The following is a 15422-nucleotide window of genomic DNA, read 5'->3' as shown; positions in this document are numbered from 1 at the left end:
CCTGAAACGCAAAAACGCCAGCCTCGTGCTGGCGTTTTGCTTTCTAGCGGGTGGGTAGCCTGTTTGTTAAGGTGGCGCCCATTCGAGCGCCATCGCAGGCAAGCCAGCTCCCACATGTGACCGGGTTTCAGCATGAGAATGCGGTCGAATGTGGGAGCGGGCTTGCTCGCGAAAGCGCCAGTTCAGACACCACCCATTTCAAGGAAGAACACCCCCATGAGCAGCCCCCTGCTTGGCATCGGCATGGACTCCAACCGCTCCCAGTTCATGGCCCGCCAGCGCATCGAAAGCCAGATCAACCTGCCACGCCTGTTTGCCGCCATCGACGCCGACCCCGGCATCGTGGGGGCGGGTGTGGTGTATATCGATGCCGACTTCAACATCGTCACCCTGCGCGAATTCCAACCCATCTGCAGCATTGCGCCCAAACGCGTGATCCTGCGGGAAGCGCAGCGGTACATAGCGCCGGCGCAGTTCGCCCAGCAGGTGCAAGACAATCCCCGTGAATCGCGGCTGGTGGGTGAAGCGATCAACACCACGCTGTCGTGTGCCGGTGCAGTCATCGGCTGGGTAGTGGTGCTCAGCGGCTCTGTCGCGATACCGTTTTCGGCGGGTGCCAGTACGGTGGTCGCAGCCCTCGGCTACACCGCTGCGGCAGCCAGTACCGTTCAGTGTTTTGCCGGTGGCTACCGGACCGTCAACGAAATAAGAAATCCGTCGCGCAACGACGAGCTCGACGGCGAGGAATGGTATCAATACACGATGATCGCGTTGGACGCCGCATCGTTGGTCGGAGTCGGTGCATCGTCACTCACCACCCTCAAGCTGGTCCGGCTGAATAGGGCGACCACCGGCAAAAGTGTTCGGGAGGTACTGAAAGGCTTGAATCGACAAGAGCGCGCCAAACTGACCAAGGAGTTGCTGAGCATTAACGACCCTCGCTTGAGCTCGAAGATGCTCAAGTTGCGTCAGTTGTCAGGTGAGCTGCCCAAGCGCTTCACGCCCACACAGGTCAAGCACGCAACGGTCACGCAAATACAGGATGCGTTGGGCGCCTCGATTGGCTTCACGGGCAGTGCGCTCTCCGGGAATGTCCGAACCATTGCCGTAGGTCTATACGAGGAGATTGAGCAATGAACCAAGCACCGAGCATTCGTGCCTTTCTATCCCGGTACTTTCCGGTTTTCATGGGGGCGATATTTGCGGCGGTATTTTCCCTGGTCTTCGCGGTGCCTTTGTTTTTTGACAGCTATTTCCGGGACCTTCCCCTGGCGGATAACGCCAAGTACTCCTTTCTCGGCGGAATCGCTCTGACGTTGGTCATCGTGCACTGCAACTTCATGATCGCCCGCGGACGCCCGCAATGGGTGTGGCCGCTGGTGGTGTTGCTGGGGCTTTGTCTTGTGTGTGTGCTGCCAACGATCGAGTACCGACCGCATCCATTTATTTATGGCATGAGCGTGCTGTTGCCGTTGCTGGCGCTGCTGGTGCTTAACAGCAAGCGCCACCGCGAAATGCGCCAGAAGCTGGTCGAAGTGCGCCACCTGCGTGAAGCCGTGATCGCCAGGCACAAAGCCCGTTGACTGGGTAGATTCACCACCCACCCTCACACTCCCGCCACAAATATGTGCAACCCTCGCACCACGACGGCAGCCATCGCGCCGTTTTGGTGCTGTACTGCACCGGGTCCCACGATAAAGCGCAATGACCACTGCTCTGGCATAAGTCTTGCGCGCTTTGTTTCCATGCCCTGGCTCGCAGGAGGCCGCCGTGTCGATTCATGTCGCGTTGCACCACGTTACGCATTACCGCTACGACCGCGCGGTCGAACTCGGCCCACAGATTGTTCGTCTGCGTCCGGCGGCCCATAGCCGCACGCGGATTCTTTCCTACGCGCTGAAGGTGCTGCCGGAACAGCACTTCATCAATTGGCAGCAAGATCCCCAGGGCAATTACCTGGCGCGTCTGGTGTTCCCGGAAAAAACTGACGAGCTGCGCATCGAAGTCGACCTGGTCGCGGAGATGGCGGTATTCAATCCGTTCGATTTCTTCCTGGAACCCTACGCCGAAAAAATCCCGTTCAGCTACGCCGCCGATGAGCAGCGCGAGCTGGCGCCGTACCTCGAAACATTGCCGCTGACCCCGCGATTCGCCGCGTATCTGGCGGGTATCGACCGCACGCCGTTGCCGGCAGTGGATTTCCTGGTGGGCCTGAATCAGCGCCTGGCCGCCGATATCGGCTACCTGATCCGCATGGAGCCGGGGGTACAAACTCCGGAATTCACCCTGGAAAACGCCTCCGGTTCCTGCCGGGATTCGGCGTGGTTGCTGGTGCAACTGCTGCGTAATCTCGGTTTGGCGGCGCGATTTGTGTCGGGCTATCTGATCCAGCTGACTGCCGACGTCAAAGCCCTCGACGGCCCATCCGGCACCGAGGTGGATTTCACCGACCTGCACGCCTGGTGCGAAGTGTATTTGCCCGGCGCCGGCTGGATCGGCCTCGATGCCACCTCCGGTTTGTTCGCCGGTGAAGGTCATATCCCGTTGGCCTGTAGTCCTGATCCTTCTTCCGCGGCGCCCATCAGCGGCCTGGTGGAACCCTGCGAGTGCGAATTTACCCACGAGATGTCCGTGGAACGGATTTGGGAAGCGCCCAGGGTTACCAAGCCCTACACCGAAGAGCAGTGGCTGGCGATCCAGGCCCTGGGCCGGCAGATCGACGGTGACCTGCACAAGGACGACGTACGCCTGACCATGGGCGGCGAACCCACCTTCGTTTCCATCGACGACCCCGACGGCGCCGAATGGAACACCGCCGCCCTGGGCCCGGACAAACGCCGGCTGTCCGCCGAGCTGTTCCAGCGCATGCGCAAGCACTACGCACCCAAGGGCCTGGTGCATTTCGGCCAGGGCAAGTGGTACCCCGGCGAGCAACTGCCGCGCTGGTCCCTCAACTGCTACTGGCGCCGCGACGGCGTGCCGATCTGGCACAACAGCGCGCTGATCGCCGATGAGCAGCAAAGCTACGGTGCCGATGGCGTGATGGCCGGGCGGTTCCTGGCCAGTGTCGCCGAGCGCTTGAAGCTGCCCGCGCAGTTTGTATTCCCGGCCTACGAAGACAATTTCTATTACCTGTGGCGCGAAGGCGCCTTGCCGCAAAACGTCAGCGCCGAAGATCCGCGCCTGGAGGACAAGCTTGAGCGCGAACGCCTGCGCAAGGTCTTCAGCCAGGGCCTGGATAAAGTCATCGGCCAGGTGCTGCCGCTGGCACGCACGGCGGCCAATGACCGCTGGCAGAGCGGGCGCTGGTACCTGCGGGACAACCATTGCCGCCTGGTGCCGGGCGATTCACCGTTGGGTTATCGCCTGCCACTGGCCTCGCAACCGTGGGTAACGGCGGCGGACTATCCGTTCGTGCACCCCACCGATCCCAATCAGGACCTGGCAGACCTGCCGACCACCTCGCAACTGCAAAGCCATGGCGAGGCAGCTGCCAGCCAAGACCGTATCCCGAAGATCGACGAGTCTGCCGACTGGCTGACCCGCACCGCCCTGTGCGCCGAGGCACGGGACGGCCGCTTGTACCTGTTCATGCCGCCGCTGGAACGGGTCGAGGATTACCTGGAACTGGTGGCCGCCATCGAAGCCACCGCCGAAGAACTGCATTGCCCGGTGCTGCTGGAAGGCTATGAGCCGCCGAGCGACCCACGCCTGAGCAACTTCCGGGTGACGCCGGATCCGGGTGTGATCGAGGTCAACGTGCAGCCGTCCGCCACCTGGGACGAGTTGGTGGAACGCACCGAGTTTCTCTACGAAGAAGCCCGGCAAACCCGCCTCACCACAGAAAAATTCATGATCGACGGGCGCCACACCGGCACCGGCGGCGGTAACCACTTTGTGCTCGGTGGCGCTACGCCCAAGGATTCGCCGTTCCTGCGGCGTCCCGATCTGCTGCGCAGCCTGATCAGCTATTGGCATAACCATCCGTCATTGTCCTACCTGTTTTCCGGCCTGTTCATCGGCCCGACTTCCCAGGCACCACGGGTCGACGAAGCGCGCAACGATGCGCTGTATGAGCTGGAAATCGCCTTCGCGCAGATGCCCGAAGCGGGCGAAGAATGCCCGCCATGGTTGGTGGACCGCCTGCTGCGCAACCTGCTGATCGACGTCACTGGCAATACCCACCGCGCCGAGTTCTGCATCGACAAGCTCTACTCGCCGGACGGTGCCACCGGCCGCCTGGGCCTGCTGGAATTGCGTGCCTTTGAAATGCCGCCCCACGCCCGCATGAGCCTGACCCAACAATTGCTGCTGCGGGCACTGGTCGCGCGGTTCTGGCGTGAACCCTATGCGCCGCCGAAGCTGGCGCGCTGGGGCACAGAGCTGCATGACCGCTTCCTGCTGCCGCACTTTATCGAGCAGGATTTTGCCGACGTGATCGTCGAGTTGAACGCTGCCGGTTATCCGCTGCGGGCCGAATGGTTTGCCGCGCACCTGGAGTTCCGCTTTCCCAAGGTCGGTGACTACGCCGTCAGCGGCATCGAACTGGAATTGCGCCAGGCCCTTGAGCCCTGGCATGTGCTGGGCGAAGAGGGTGCGGTGGGCGGTACGGTGCGTTACGTGGATTCGTCCCTGGAGCGCCTGCAGGTCAAGTTGAGTGGCCTGCCGCCCCAGCGTTACCTGCTGACCTGCAATGGCATCCCGGTGCCGCTGCAACCCACCGGGCGTGTCGGCGAGTTTGTGGCTGGCGTGCGTTATCGCGCCTGGCAACCGGCCAACTGTTTGCAGCCGACCATCCCGGTGCATGCGCCACTGGTGTTCGATCTTTTGGACACATGGATGCAGCGCTCGCTGGGCGGTTGCCAGTACCATGTCGCCCACCCGGGCGGGCGCAATTACGACAGCCTGCCGGTGAATGCCAATGAAGCTGAAAGCCGGCGGATGGCGCGGTTTTTCCGCTTGGGACACAGCCCCGGGAAATTGCCGGTGCCGAGTGTGGTGATCAATGATGAATTGCCGATGACCCTGGATTTGCGGCGCTTCCCCAATAAGAATGACTAAATGCGATTCAAAATGTGGGAGCGGGCTTGCTCGCGAATACGGTGTATCAGAAACACATTAAGTGACTGACACTCCGCTTTCGCGAGCAAGCCCGCTCCCACACAAGCCCGCTCCCACAGTTGGATCGCGTGGTTTGTGAGTTAATTCGACTTCCCTTGCCTCTGCCGAGCGTTCCATGCCCGACTTGCTCGACCGTTACCCGCTGACCGCGGGCACTTATCACGAACTGCTGGACGACAGCGGCGCGGTTCGCGCCCATTGGCAGCGGCTGCTCGATCACTTGCAACGCAGCACCCCGGCGCAACTGGCCCAGCGCCAAGCCTTGCTGACTCGGCAGATCCAGGAAAACGGCGTGACCTACAACGTCTACGCCGACCCCAAGGGCGCCGATCGTCCCTGGGAGCTGGACCTGCTGCCCCACGTGCTGGCCGCCGATGAATGGAAGCAACTTGCCGCCGGCATCGCCCAGCGTGCGCGCCTGCTGAATGCAGTACTGGCCGACCTCTACGGCCCGCAACGCCTGATCGCCGAAGGCTTGCTGCCGGCAGAACTGGTGTTCGGCCATAACAATTTCCTGTGGCCGTGCCAGGGCATCCAACCGCCCGACGGCGCGTTCCTGCACCTGTACGCCGTGGACCTGGCGCGTACGCCGGATGGCCGCTGGTGGGTCACCGCCGACCGGACCCAGGCCCCGTCCGGCGCCGGTTATGCTTTGGAAAACCGCACCATCGTGTCCCGCGCCTTCCCGGACCTTTACCGCGACTTGCAGGTGCAGCACCTCACCGGGTTCTTCCGCACCTTGCAGGAAACCCTGGCCCGCCAGGCGCCGAGCGACGACCAGCCACCGCTGATCGTGCTGCTGACCCCGGGCCGTTTCAACGAAAGCTATTTCGAGCATCTGTACCTCGCCCGCCAGCTTGGCTACCCGCTGGTGGAAGGCGGCGACCTGACCGTGCGCGACGCCACGGTGTACCTCAAGACCCTCAGCGGCCTGCGCCGGGTGCACGCGATCATGCGCCGCCTGGACGACGATTTCTGCGACCCGCTGGAACTGCGCACCGACTCGGCCCTCGGCGTGCCCGGCCTGCTGGATGCCGTGCGCCAGGGCAATGTGCTGGTGGCCAACGCCCTGGGCAGTGGCGTGCTGGAATCCCCTGGCCTGTTGGGATTTCTGCCGAAGATCAATCAATTCCTGTTTGGCGAAGAGCTGATCCTGCCGTCCATCGCCACCTGGTGGTGCGGTGAGCCGCCGGTGCTGGCCGAAGCCCTGGAGAAACTGCCGGAGCTGCTGATCAAGCCGGCGTTTCCGTCGCAAAGCTTTACCCCGGTATTTGGCCGCGACTTGAACGACGAACAACGCGAGGCCCTGGCTGAACGCATGCGCGCGCGGCCTTACGCCTATGTCGCCCAGGAACTTGCGCAGTTGTCCCAGGCGCCGGTCTGGCACACCGTTGACGATCACCTTCAGCACCGCGCCATCGGCATGCGTGTGTACGCCGTAGCCAGCGCCGACGGTTATCGGGTACTGCCCGGTGGCCTGACCCGTGTGGCCGCCGATGCCGATGCCGAAGTGGTGTCGATGCAGCGCGGCGGTGCGAGCAAGGACACCTGGGTGCTCGGCGAACGTGCCCATGGCACCGAGCAATGGCGCGCCCAACGGGCCATCGGCGCCCATGACCTGGTGCGGCGTGATCCGTACCTGCCGTCGCGGGTGGTGGAAAACCTGTTCTGGTTTGGCCGTTATTGCGAGCGCTGTGATGACAGTGCGCGCTGGTTGCGGATCGTCCTCGCCCGCTATGTCGACGGAGACGACCCGCTGGCGCTGCAGGCGGCGGTTGAACTGGGTGAGAACCTGCGACTGTTGCCGGAGGAGGGCGAGTTGCCTGAGCGGCTTCAGGCGGCGTTGCTCGGTGACGACTGGCCGTCGAGCCTGCGGGCCAACTTGCAGCGCTTGCAGTGGGCGGCGTCCCAGGTGCGCGGCAAGCTGTCCCGGGAAAACTGGCAGGCGCTGGTGGAGTTGCAGCGCGAAGCCCTGGAACTGGAAAGCGAAGAGCCGGACTTCGGCGAACTGCTGGATTTCCTCAACCGCCTGGTGATGTCCCTGGCCGCGCTGTCGGGCTTTGCCCTTGACGACATGACCCGCGACGAAGGCTGGCGCTTCCTGATGATGGGCCGGCGCATCGAGCGCCTGCAGTTTCTCAGCAGCAGCCTGGCGGCGTTCCTGCGCGGCGTGGCGGTGTTCGATCAGGCCGGGCTGGAGTGGTTGCTGGAGCTGGGCAACAGCAGCATCACCTATCGTTCGCGCTACCTCGCGGTACCGCAGCTGATTCCGGTGCTGGACCTGTTGCTGCTGGATGAGCAAAACCCCCACGCAGTGCTGTTCCAGCTGAAACTGGTGAGCCGCACCTTGCGCCGCTTGAATGACGATTTCGGCGTGCCCCGGGAAACCGGGCTGGCGCCGTTGGTGGAGCGCCTGGCGCGCTTTGACCTGGGCTGCCTGGAGAACCCGCTGTTCGGCGAGTCCAGTGTGCGTGCCGCGCTGGATGGCCTGGCCGACCTGCTGCAAGCGGTGGCCGATGAAAGTGGGCAAGTCTCCGACCGCCTGGCCTTGCGCCATTTTGCCCATGTGGACGATGTCAGCCAGCAAACGGTGTCTGTGTGATGAGTGCCCGCTACCAGATTTTCCACGATACCCATTACCACTACGACAGCCCGGTGTCCCTGGCCCAGCAGCTGGCGCACCTGTGGCCGCGGCCTTGCGCCTGGCAGCGCTGCAGCTCGCAGCAACTGGAGATCAGCCCAGAACCGACCTCGCGCCGGGATGAACTGGATGTGTTCGGCAACCCGATCACCCGGCTGGCATTCGAGCGGCCCCATGATGAACTGCTGGTGAACGCCGGGCTGACAGTGGAGGTGTTGGCGCGGCCGCTGCTGGATTTCAGCCTGTCGCCGGCCTGGGACCAGACCCGCAACGGCCTGACCTACAGCAGCCAGCCGCTGTCGGCCGAAGTGATCGAGGCGTGCCGCTATCGGTTCGAATCGCCCTATGTGCATTTGAAGAAAAGCTTCGTCGAGTTCTCCGAAGACTGTTTCCCGGCCGGTCGTCCGTTGCTGTTGGGTGTGCAGGCGCTGATGCAGAAGATCTTCAGCGAATTTACTTTCGATGCCGAAGCCACCCAGGTCGCCACGCCGTTGGTGGAAGTGCTGGAGCGCCGGCGCGGCGTGTGCCAGGATTTTGCCCACCTGATGCTCGCGTGCCTGCGTTCCCGGGGCCTGGCGGCGCGGTATATCAGTGGTTACCTGCTGACCCAGCCACCGCCCGGCCAACCACGGTTGATCGGCGCGGATGCGTCCCACGCGTGGGTGTCGGTGTTTTGCCCGGTGTCGGGTTGGGTGGATTTTGACCCGACCAACAATGTGCAGCCGGCACTGGAACACATCACCCTGGCCTGGGGCCGGGACTTTTCCGATGTTTCGCCGTTGCGGGGGGTGATTCTGGGGGGAGGGAGCCATGACCCGGAAGTGCGGGTGACGGTGATGCCGCTGGAGTAATGCACATATCTCAAATCGGGACGCGGAGCGCCCCAGGATGCATTCCCACGCGGAGCGTGGGAACGATCACCTATTCAGCGTCTTTCGGTGCTTCGGTTTCGTCTGTAGCCACTGTACCTTCAGCATCCGGGTTCAGTGCACCGGCTTCTTCGTCGGCTGCAATTTTCTTGCGCTGCAGCTTTTCCTCTTTCTTCTGCTCTTTGGCCAAGTCTCTCTGACGTTTGGCGAAGGAGTAATTAGGTTTTGCCATGGGCGATCCTCTGGGGTCGAAGGTGAGGTTGAGCGGCGCGTATTCTGCCTTTAATCGCGTCCCAAGGGTTAATCGGGTTTTTGGTCTACCCATTTGGGCAGGACCAGCGGTTGCCAGGCATCCAGTACGTCAAGCAGCTCAGCCGGCGATTCGCTCATTTGCAGCATGGCACGATGCGGTGCACGGACGAAACCTTCGCCGACGATATGATCAAGAAAATCGGTCAACTTGCGGTAAAAACCATTCACTTCGAGCAAACCCAGCGGTTTGCCGTGGTAGCCGAGCTGGCCCCAGGTCCAGACTTCGAACAGTTCTTCCAGGGTGCCCAGGCCGCCCGGCAGCGCAATAAAGGCGTCGCTCAGCTCGGCCATGCGTGCCTTGCGGGCGTGCATGCCGTCGACCACCTCCAGGCGGGTCAGGCCTTTGTGGCCGATTTCGAGGTTTTTCAGGCTTTCGGGAATAATTCCGATCACCTCGCCGCCGGCTTCCAGCGCCGCATCGGCGACGATACCCATCAGGCCCACGGCGCCGCCGCCGTACACCAGGGTCAGCTTGCGCTCCGCCAGCGCGCGCCCGAGGGCCACGGCTGCTTCACGGTAGGCCGGGTTGGTGCCGCTGCTGGCACCGCAAAACACACAGACAGACTTCAAGGACATACCTGACTCCACTCAGTTGTGGCTAAAGAGTAAAGGCTGGCTTGCGTCTCTCAAAGGATTAAACCTCGCGTTGAGGTGTTTCGCAGGTGCCGCTGGCACCACAGGCATAGGCGGCAAGCAGGCTGCGGAACAGGCTATTGAGGTGCATGGCTGGGACTCCGGAAGGGGGATGGACCGATCATAGGCCGGCACCCGCACTTTGGCCGGTAGATTGTGTCGATGAGTCTGATAGCCTAAAGTTGTATACAATCTGTTGATACAGATCATATGAAGTCCTGCCTGACTCAGGCACCCTTGTCGCAATATGCGTTTTTTAAACCCTGCCCTGGAGATTCACATGTTTGCCAAACTCGTTGCTGTTTCCCTGCTGACTCTGGCTAGCGGCCAGTTGCTTGCTGCAGAGTGCAAGGTCACTGTCGACTCCACTGACCAGATGTCCTTCAACACCAAGGCCATCGAAATCGACAAGAGCTGCAAGACGTTCACCGTTGAGTTGACCCACTCCGGCAGCTTGCCGAAAAACGTCATGGGCCATAACTGGGTGCTGAGTTCCGCCGCCGACATGCCTGGCATCGCCAGCGACGGCATGGCTGCCGGCATCGACAAGAACTACCTGAAAGACGGTGACACCCGCATCATCGCCCACACCAAGATCATCGGTGCAGGCGAGAAAGACTCGGTGACCTTCGATGTGTCGAAGCTGGCGGCAGGCACTGACTACGCGTTCTTCTGCTCGTTCCCAGGCCACATCTCGATGATGAAAGGCACTGTGACCCTGAAGTAAGCAATCTTCAGGCAAAAAAAAGCGCCCTTCGGGGCGCTTTTTTTGCCTGTAGGCAGGCTGCTCTTGTGGCGAGGGAGCTTGCTCCCGCTGGGCTGCGGAGCAGCCCCAATAAGCTCACCGCGTAGCATCAGAAAAAGCAGTAAGCAGGTTTCAGGGGCCGCTTCGCGCCCCAGCGGGAGCAAGCTCCCTCGCCACAGCAAGCTCTTTCACCACAGCAAGCTCTGTTTCACCACAGCAAGCTCCGTCACCACAACAAGCCCTTTTGCCAGAATGAGCCGCTACGTCAGATCAGGGTGCAAACGGCATTACTCGCTTGTGCTCGGTCTTGCGATAGGTGTCGCAGATGATCTTGAAGGCTTCCTCGCGCACCGGCTCGCCGTGCAGGAACGCGTCGATCTCGGCATAGGTCACGCCATGGGACGCCTCGTCCGGCTTGCCCGGCGACAGGTCTTCCAGGTCGGCCGTCGGGATCTTCTCTACCAGCGATTCCGGAGCACCAAAGTGCCGGGCAATCGCGCGCACCTGGTTCTTCACCAGCCCGCTCAGCGGTGCCAGGTCGCAGGCACCGTCACCGAACTTGGTGAAAAAGCCCATCACGGCTTCCGCCGCATGGTCGGTACCGATCACCAAGCCACCGGCCGCGCCGGCGATGGTGTACTGCGCCACCATGCGCATGCGCGCCTTGGTGTTGCCCAGCACGAAGTCCCGGGAGACTGCGGCCTTGCCTTCAAACGCCGCCACTTCGTTGGCCAGGGATTTCACCGCCGGGCCGATGTTCACTGTGTGGCGCTCGTCGGGCTCGATAAAGTCCACGGACGCCTGGGCGTCGTGTTCGTCGAACTGGGTTTCGTAGGGCAGGCGCACCGCGATAAAGCGGTACGCATCGTCACCCTTGGCAGCCCGCAACTCTTGCATTGCACGCTGGGCCAGCAGGCCGGCGGTCAGGGAGTCGACGCCGCCGCTGATGCCCAGCACCAACGTCTTGAGGCCTGAATTGAGCAGGCAATCCTGGATAAAGGTAACGCGCCGGGCGACCTCCGCCTCAAGGGCGGCCTGGTCCTTGAACGGTGGTTGGACCTTGAGCTGTTCAGCAATCTCGCGCTGTACGGCTTGCATGATTCACTCCTTGCTGGGTAGGGCAGGTACTTTGAAAACGTGGCGCAAATAGGCGACAAAGTTCGGATCGGTGCAGTGGGTCTTGCCCGCTTCATCGGAAATCTTCGCGACGGGCTGGCCATTACAGGCAGTCATTTTAAGCACGATGCTCATCGGTTCCACACCTGGAATATCACAGGTCAGGTTGGTGCCGATGCCGAAGCTCACATTGATCCGACCACGCAGCGCGCGGAAAATCTCCAGCGCCTTGGGCAGCGACAGGCTGTCGGAGAACACCAGGGTCTTGCTCATGGGCTCGATCCCCAGCTTGTGATAGTGGGCGATCGCCTTTTCGGCCCATTGCACCGGGTCACCGGAGTCGTGGCGCAGGCCGTCGAAGAGCTTGGCGAAGTACAGGTCGAAATCGCTGAGAAACGCATCGGTGGTGATGCAATCGGTCAGGGCGATGCCCAGCAGGCCACGGTACTCGCGCACCCAGCAGTCGAGGGCGGCGATCTGGCTGTCGATCAGGCGCGGGCCGAGTTGCTGGTGGGCCATGATCCATTCGTGGGCCATGGTGCCCAGCGGCTTCATGTTCAGCTCGCGGGCCAGGTGCACGTTGCTGGTGCCGACAAAACGCCCGGGGAAGTCGTGCTTGAGCACGTTCACCACTTCTTCCTGCACGCGGTAGGAGAAGCGTCGACGCGTGCCGAAATCCGCGACCTGCAGTTCGGACAGTTCTTCGACGCTGGCGTTGGCCGTCAGCCAGTCGAACTTGCGATACAGCTGCTCGCGGGCCTGTTCGAGGATCACGCTCTGGTAGCGATAGCGGTTACGCACTTCGCTGACGATGGCCAGCATCGGCACTTCAAACAGGATCACGTGCAGCCATGGCCCGCGCAGGCGGATAAACAGCTCACCGTTTTCGATACCGGTGTGCACGTAGCGCAGGTTGAAGCGAAACAGCCCGAGGAAACGCAGGAAATCCGGCTTCATGAAGCTGATGCGTTCCAGGAAGCCCAGTTGGTCGGGGCTCAGGCTCAGCTCGGCGAGGCGCTCGATCTGGTAGCGGATCTCCGCCAGGTACGGGCGCAGGTCTTCACTGTTGCGGCAACGAAACTCCCATTCAACTTCCACGTTCGGGTAGTTGTGCAGCACCGCCTGCATCATGGTCAGCTTGTAGAAGTCGGTGTCGAGCAGGTTCTGCACGATGCGATCGGCAAACACACTCTCGCTCATAACGGGAATCTCCAGACGGGTCGACGATGGGCGCCGACCTTTACGCACAATTAAGGAATGGCGCTAGTGGCGCATAGACCTGTGCTGTTTTGCCAGTGTTTTTTCAGCTGGGCATTGTTGTGTGGCCCCTGACGCCTTCGCGAGCAAGCCCGCTCCCACATTTGAAATGCGTTCCAAATGTGGGAGCGGGCTTGCTCGCGAAGGCGGTATTGCAGGCAACGCGCCTCAATCAGACTCAACCTGCTCCATCATCCACTTCACAAAATCCCGCACCTTGGGCACTTCCGCCGAGTGCTCGGGGTAGGCCAGGTAGTACGCATCCTGGCTCGGCATCGCATGCTGCCAGGGGATCACCAGCTTGCCTTCGGCGAGCTCTTCTTCCACCAGAAACCTGGGCAGCAGCGCCACACCGCAGCCAACCTGTGCGGCGCGAATGCACATATAAAAGGTCTCGAAGCGCGGCCCATGGTAGCTGTGCTCGGTGTGATGACCCTGGGCGGCGAACCAGTCATGCCAGCCTTGCGGGCGCGAGGCGTTTTGCAGCAACACCAGTTCGCTCAGTTGCGTGGGATCGGTAAATGCTTGGGCGGGCAGGCTGTCGGGTGAGCACACGGGCACCAGTTCTTCGCTGAACAGCTTGAGGCTCTCGGTGCCGGGCCGTGAGCCCTGGCCAAAGTAGAAGGCCAGGTCGGCCTTGCCTTGCAGCAGCTCGTCGGGCTCCTGTTCGTTGCACAGGTCCAGGTGAATCTGCGGATGGCGCAGTCGCCAGCCCTTGAGGCGCGGCACCAGCCAGCGGGCGCCGAAGGTGTAGGGCGTGGACACCCGCAGCACTTCAGTCTCGCCGCCGTAGGAGCGCAGGTAATGGGTGGACATCTCCACCTGGGTGAGGATCTTGCGCACTTCCACCAGGTACAGATCGCCCGCCGGGGTCATCTGCAAGCGGCGGCGCACCCGGCGAAACAGCAGGTGCTGCAACAGTTCTTCCAGCTGCGCGACCTGTTTGCTGACAGCGCTCTGGGTGAGGTTCAGCTCTTCGGCGGCGCGGGTAAAACTCAGGTGGCGGGTGACCGCTTCGAAGCACTGCAGGGCGGTGATCGAGGGCAAATGTCTTTTATTCAGCACGGCACGCCTCTTTTTGTTCTTAGCATGAATAAACGGAATGATATCTCGCCTAATCGTCGTTTGTTGGCAAGTCTTGGGCCAGCTACAAATAAGGTCTGGATCGCCGCGACCGCTGGCGGCGCAAATTTCTGTTTGTAGATTGAAGGAGTGACCCATGGTTGCCGCATTGCTTGATCGTCTGGGGGTAAACCCGGCGCTGTACCAGTCGGGTAAACAACCCGTGCATTCGCCCATTGATGGCAGCCGGATTGCCAGTGTGCACTGGGAAGGCGCCGCCGAGGTGGAGCAGCAGGTCAGTCGCGCCGAGCATGCATTCGAGGCCTGGCGCAAGGTGCCGGCCCCGCGTCGTGGTGAGCTGGTGCGCCAGTTCGGCGACGTGTTGCGCGAGTACAAGGCCGACCTCGGCGAGCTGGTGTCGTGGGAAGCCGGCAAGATCACCCAGGAAGGTTTGGGTGAAGTGCAGGAAATGATCGACATCTGCGACTTCGCCGTCGGCCTGTCGCGCCAGTTGTACGGCTTGACCATCGCCTCCGAGCGTCCGGGCCACCACATGCGTGAAACCTGGCACCCGCTGGGCGTGGTTGGCGTGATCAGCGCCTTCAACTTCCCGGTCGCCGTATGGGCGTGGAACACCGCGCTGGCGCTGGTGTGCGGCAACGCAGTGATCTGGAAACCGTCGGAAAAAACCCCGCTTACCGCCCTGGCCTGCCAGGCACTGTTCGAGCGCGTACTGAAGAACTTCAGCGATGCGCCGCCGTACCTCAGCCAGGTGATCATCGGTGGCCGCGATGCCGGCTCCGCACTCGTGGATGACCCGCGTGTTGCGCTGATCAGCGCCACCGGCAGCACCCGCATGGGCCGCGAAGTAGCGCCGAAAGTCGCTGCACGTTTTGCCCGCAGCATTCTCGAACTGGGCGGCAACAACGCGATGATCCTCGGCCCAAGCGCCGACCTGGACATGGCCGTGCGCGCCATCCTGTTCAGCGCCGTCGGTACCGCCGGCCAGCGCTGCACCAGCCTGCGTCGGCTGATCGCCCATGAGTCGGTAAAAGAGGAAATCGTCACCCGCCTCAAGGCTGCGTATTCCAAAGTGCGCATCGGCCATCCGCTGGAAGGCAACCTGATCGGCCCGCTGATCGACAAGCACAGCTTCGAAAACATGCAGGATGCCCTGGAGCAAGCCTTGAGCGAAGGCGGCCGGGTGTTTGGCGGCAAGCGTCAGTTGGAAGACACGTTCCCCAACGCTTACTACGTGTCGCCGGCCATCGTGGAAATGCCGGAGCAGAGTGATGTGGTGTGCACCGAGACGTTCGCGCCGATTCTGTATGTGGTCGGCTATACCGATTTCGCTGAAGCGCTGCGCCTGAACAATGCGGTGCCACAAGGCCTGTCTTCGTGCATCTTTACCACTGACGTGCGCGAGGCCGAGCAGTTCATGTCGGCGGTGGGCAGTGACTGCGGGATTGCCAACGTCAACATCGGCCCGAGCGGCGCGGAGATTGGTGGCGCGTTTGGCGGTGAGAAAGAGACCGGTGGCGGGCGTGAGTCGGGCTCGGATGCATGGCGCGGGTACATGCGTCGCCAGACCAACACCGTGAACTACTCGCTGGAACTGCCGCTGGCCCAGGGTATTACCTTCGACTGATACCTCAAGTCGGAGTGA

The 15422-nt window shown here is 62.1% G+C and carries 12 protein-coding genes; 7 read left to right on the top strand and 5 right to left on the bottom strand.

The window, feature by feature from the left end; all coding sequences use genetic code 11:
* The first annotated feature begins 216 nt into the window (after window positions 1-216).
* The 5 genes from HX839_RS02560 (at window position 217) to HX839_RS02540 (ending at window position 8613) form a co-directional block, all read left to right on the top strand.
* Window positions 217-1137, top strand: a complete 921-nt coding sequence (locus HX839_RS02560) for an NAD synthetase (RefSeq protein ID WP_177066695.1) — start codon at window positions 217-219, stop codon at window positions 1135-1137.
* Window positions 1134-1583, top strand: a complete 450-nt coding sequence (locus tag HX839_RS02555) for a hypothetical protein (protein ID WP_134325642.1) — start codon at window positions 1134-1136, stop codon at window positions 1581-1583. Before HX839_RS02560 ends, HX839_RS02555 begins: the two co-directional genes overlap by 4 nt.
* A 187-nt stretch (window positions 1584-1770) precedes the next feature.
* A complete protein-coding gene (locus HX839_RS02550; RefSeq protein WP_003217475.1) occupies window positions 1771-5061 on the top strand; it encodes a DUF2126 domain-containing protein in 3291 nt (1096 codons plus the stop codon).
* 175 nt (window positions 5062-5236) lie between these two features.
* Entirely contained in the window at window positions 5237-7723 is a 2487-nt protein-coding gene (locus HX839_RS02545) for a circularly permuted type 2 ATP-grasp protein (RefSeq protein WP_177036427.1), read from the top strand.
* Window positions 7723-8613, top strand: a complete 891-nt coding sequence (locus HX839_RS02540; protein ID WP_003217471.1) for a transglutaminase family protein — start codon at window positions 7723-7725, stop codon at window positions 8611-8613. Before HX839_RS02545 ends, HX839_RS02540 begins: the two co-directional genes overlap by 1 nt.
* 70 nt (window positions 8614-8683) lie before the next feature.
* Here the strand turns inward: HX839_RS02540 and HX839_RS02535 are convergent, their stop codons facing one another.
* Window positions 8684-8863 (bottom strand): hypothetical protein, encoded by a 180-nt coding sequence (locus HX839_RS02535; protein WP_003217470.1) that lies wholly within the window; start codon window positions 8861-8863, stop codon window positions 8684-8686.
* A 68-nt stretch (window positions 8864-8931) separates the two neighbouring features.
* Window positions 8932-9519 carry a TIGR00730 family Rossman fold protein gene (locus tag HX839_RS02530; protein ID WP_003217468.1) on the bottom strand — a complete coding sequence of 196 codons (588 nt, stop codon included), beginning with the start codon at window positions 9517-9519 and terminating at the stop codon, window positions 8932-8934.
* Window positions 9520-9856: 337 nt separating this feature from the next.
* Between HX839_RS02530 and azu the strand changes: the two genes are divergently transcribed.
* Window positions 9857-10303 (top strand): azurin, encoded by a 447-nt coding sequence (azu, locus tag HX839_RS02525; protein ID WP_008439083.1) that lies wholly within the window; start codon window positions 9857-9859, stop codon window positions 10301-10303.
* A gap of 288 nt (window positions 10304-10591) precedes the next feature.
* On the opposite strand, the gene nadE is transcribed toward azu, so the two are convergent.
* The 3 genes from nadE to HX839_RS02510 form a co-directional block, all read right to left on the bottom strand.
* The gene (gene nadE / locus HX839_RS02520; RefSeq protein ID WP_003217462.1) at window positions 10592-11419 is read right to left on the bottom strand and encodes an ammonia-dependent NAD(+) synthetase; all 828 of its coding nucleotides are present in this window, start codon (window positions 11417-11419) and stop codon (window positions 10592-10594) included.
* Window positions 11420-11422: 3 nt separating this feature from the next.
* On the bottom strand, window positions 11423-12637 hold the full coding sequence (gene pncB, locus HX839_RS02515) for a nicotinate phosphoribosyltransferase (protein ID WP_003217456.1): 1215 nt from the start codon (window positions 12635-12637) through the stop codon (window positions 11423-11425).
* A 225-nt stretch (window positions 12638-12862) separates the two neighbouring features.
* Entirely contained in the window at window positions 12863-13759 is an 897-nt protein-coding gene (locus HX839_RS02510; protein ID WP_003217454.1) for a LysR family transcriptional regulator, read from the bottom strand.
* 154 nt (window positions 13760-13913) lie between these two features.
* Between HX839_RS02510 and HX839_RS02505 the strand changes: the two genes are divergently transcribed.
* Window positions 13914-15404 (top strand): aldehyde dehydrogenase family protein, encoded by a 1491-nt coding sequence (locus tag HX839_RS02505; RefSeq protein ID WP_008439082.1) that lies wholly within the window; start codon window positions 13914-13916, stop codon window positions 15402-15404.
* Window positions 15405-15422: the final 18 nt, after the last annotated feature.

The sequence above is a fragment of the Pseudomonas sp. I8001 genome, assembly GCF_013385345.1.
Classification (GTDB): Bacteria; Pseudomonadota; Gammaproteobacteria; order Pseudomonadales; family Pseudomonadaceae; genus Aquipseudomonas.
The sequence above is the reverse complement of the archived record's forward strand: the minus strand, read 5'-3'. Positions and strand labels throughout refer to the sequence as shown.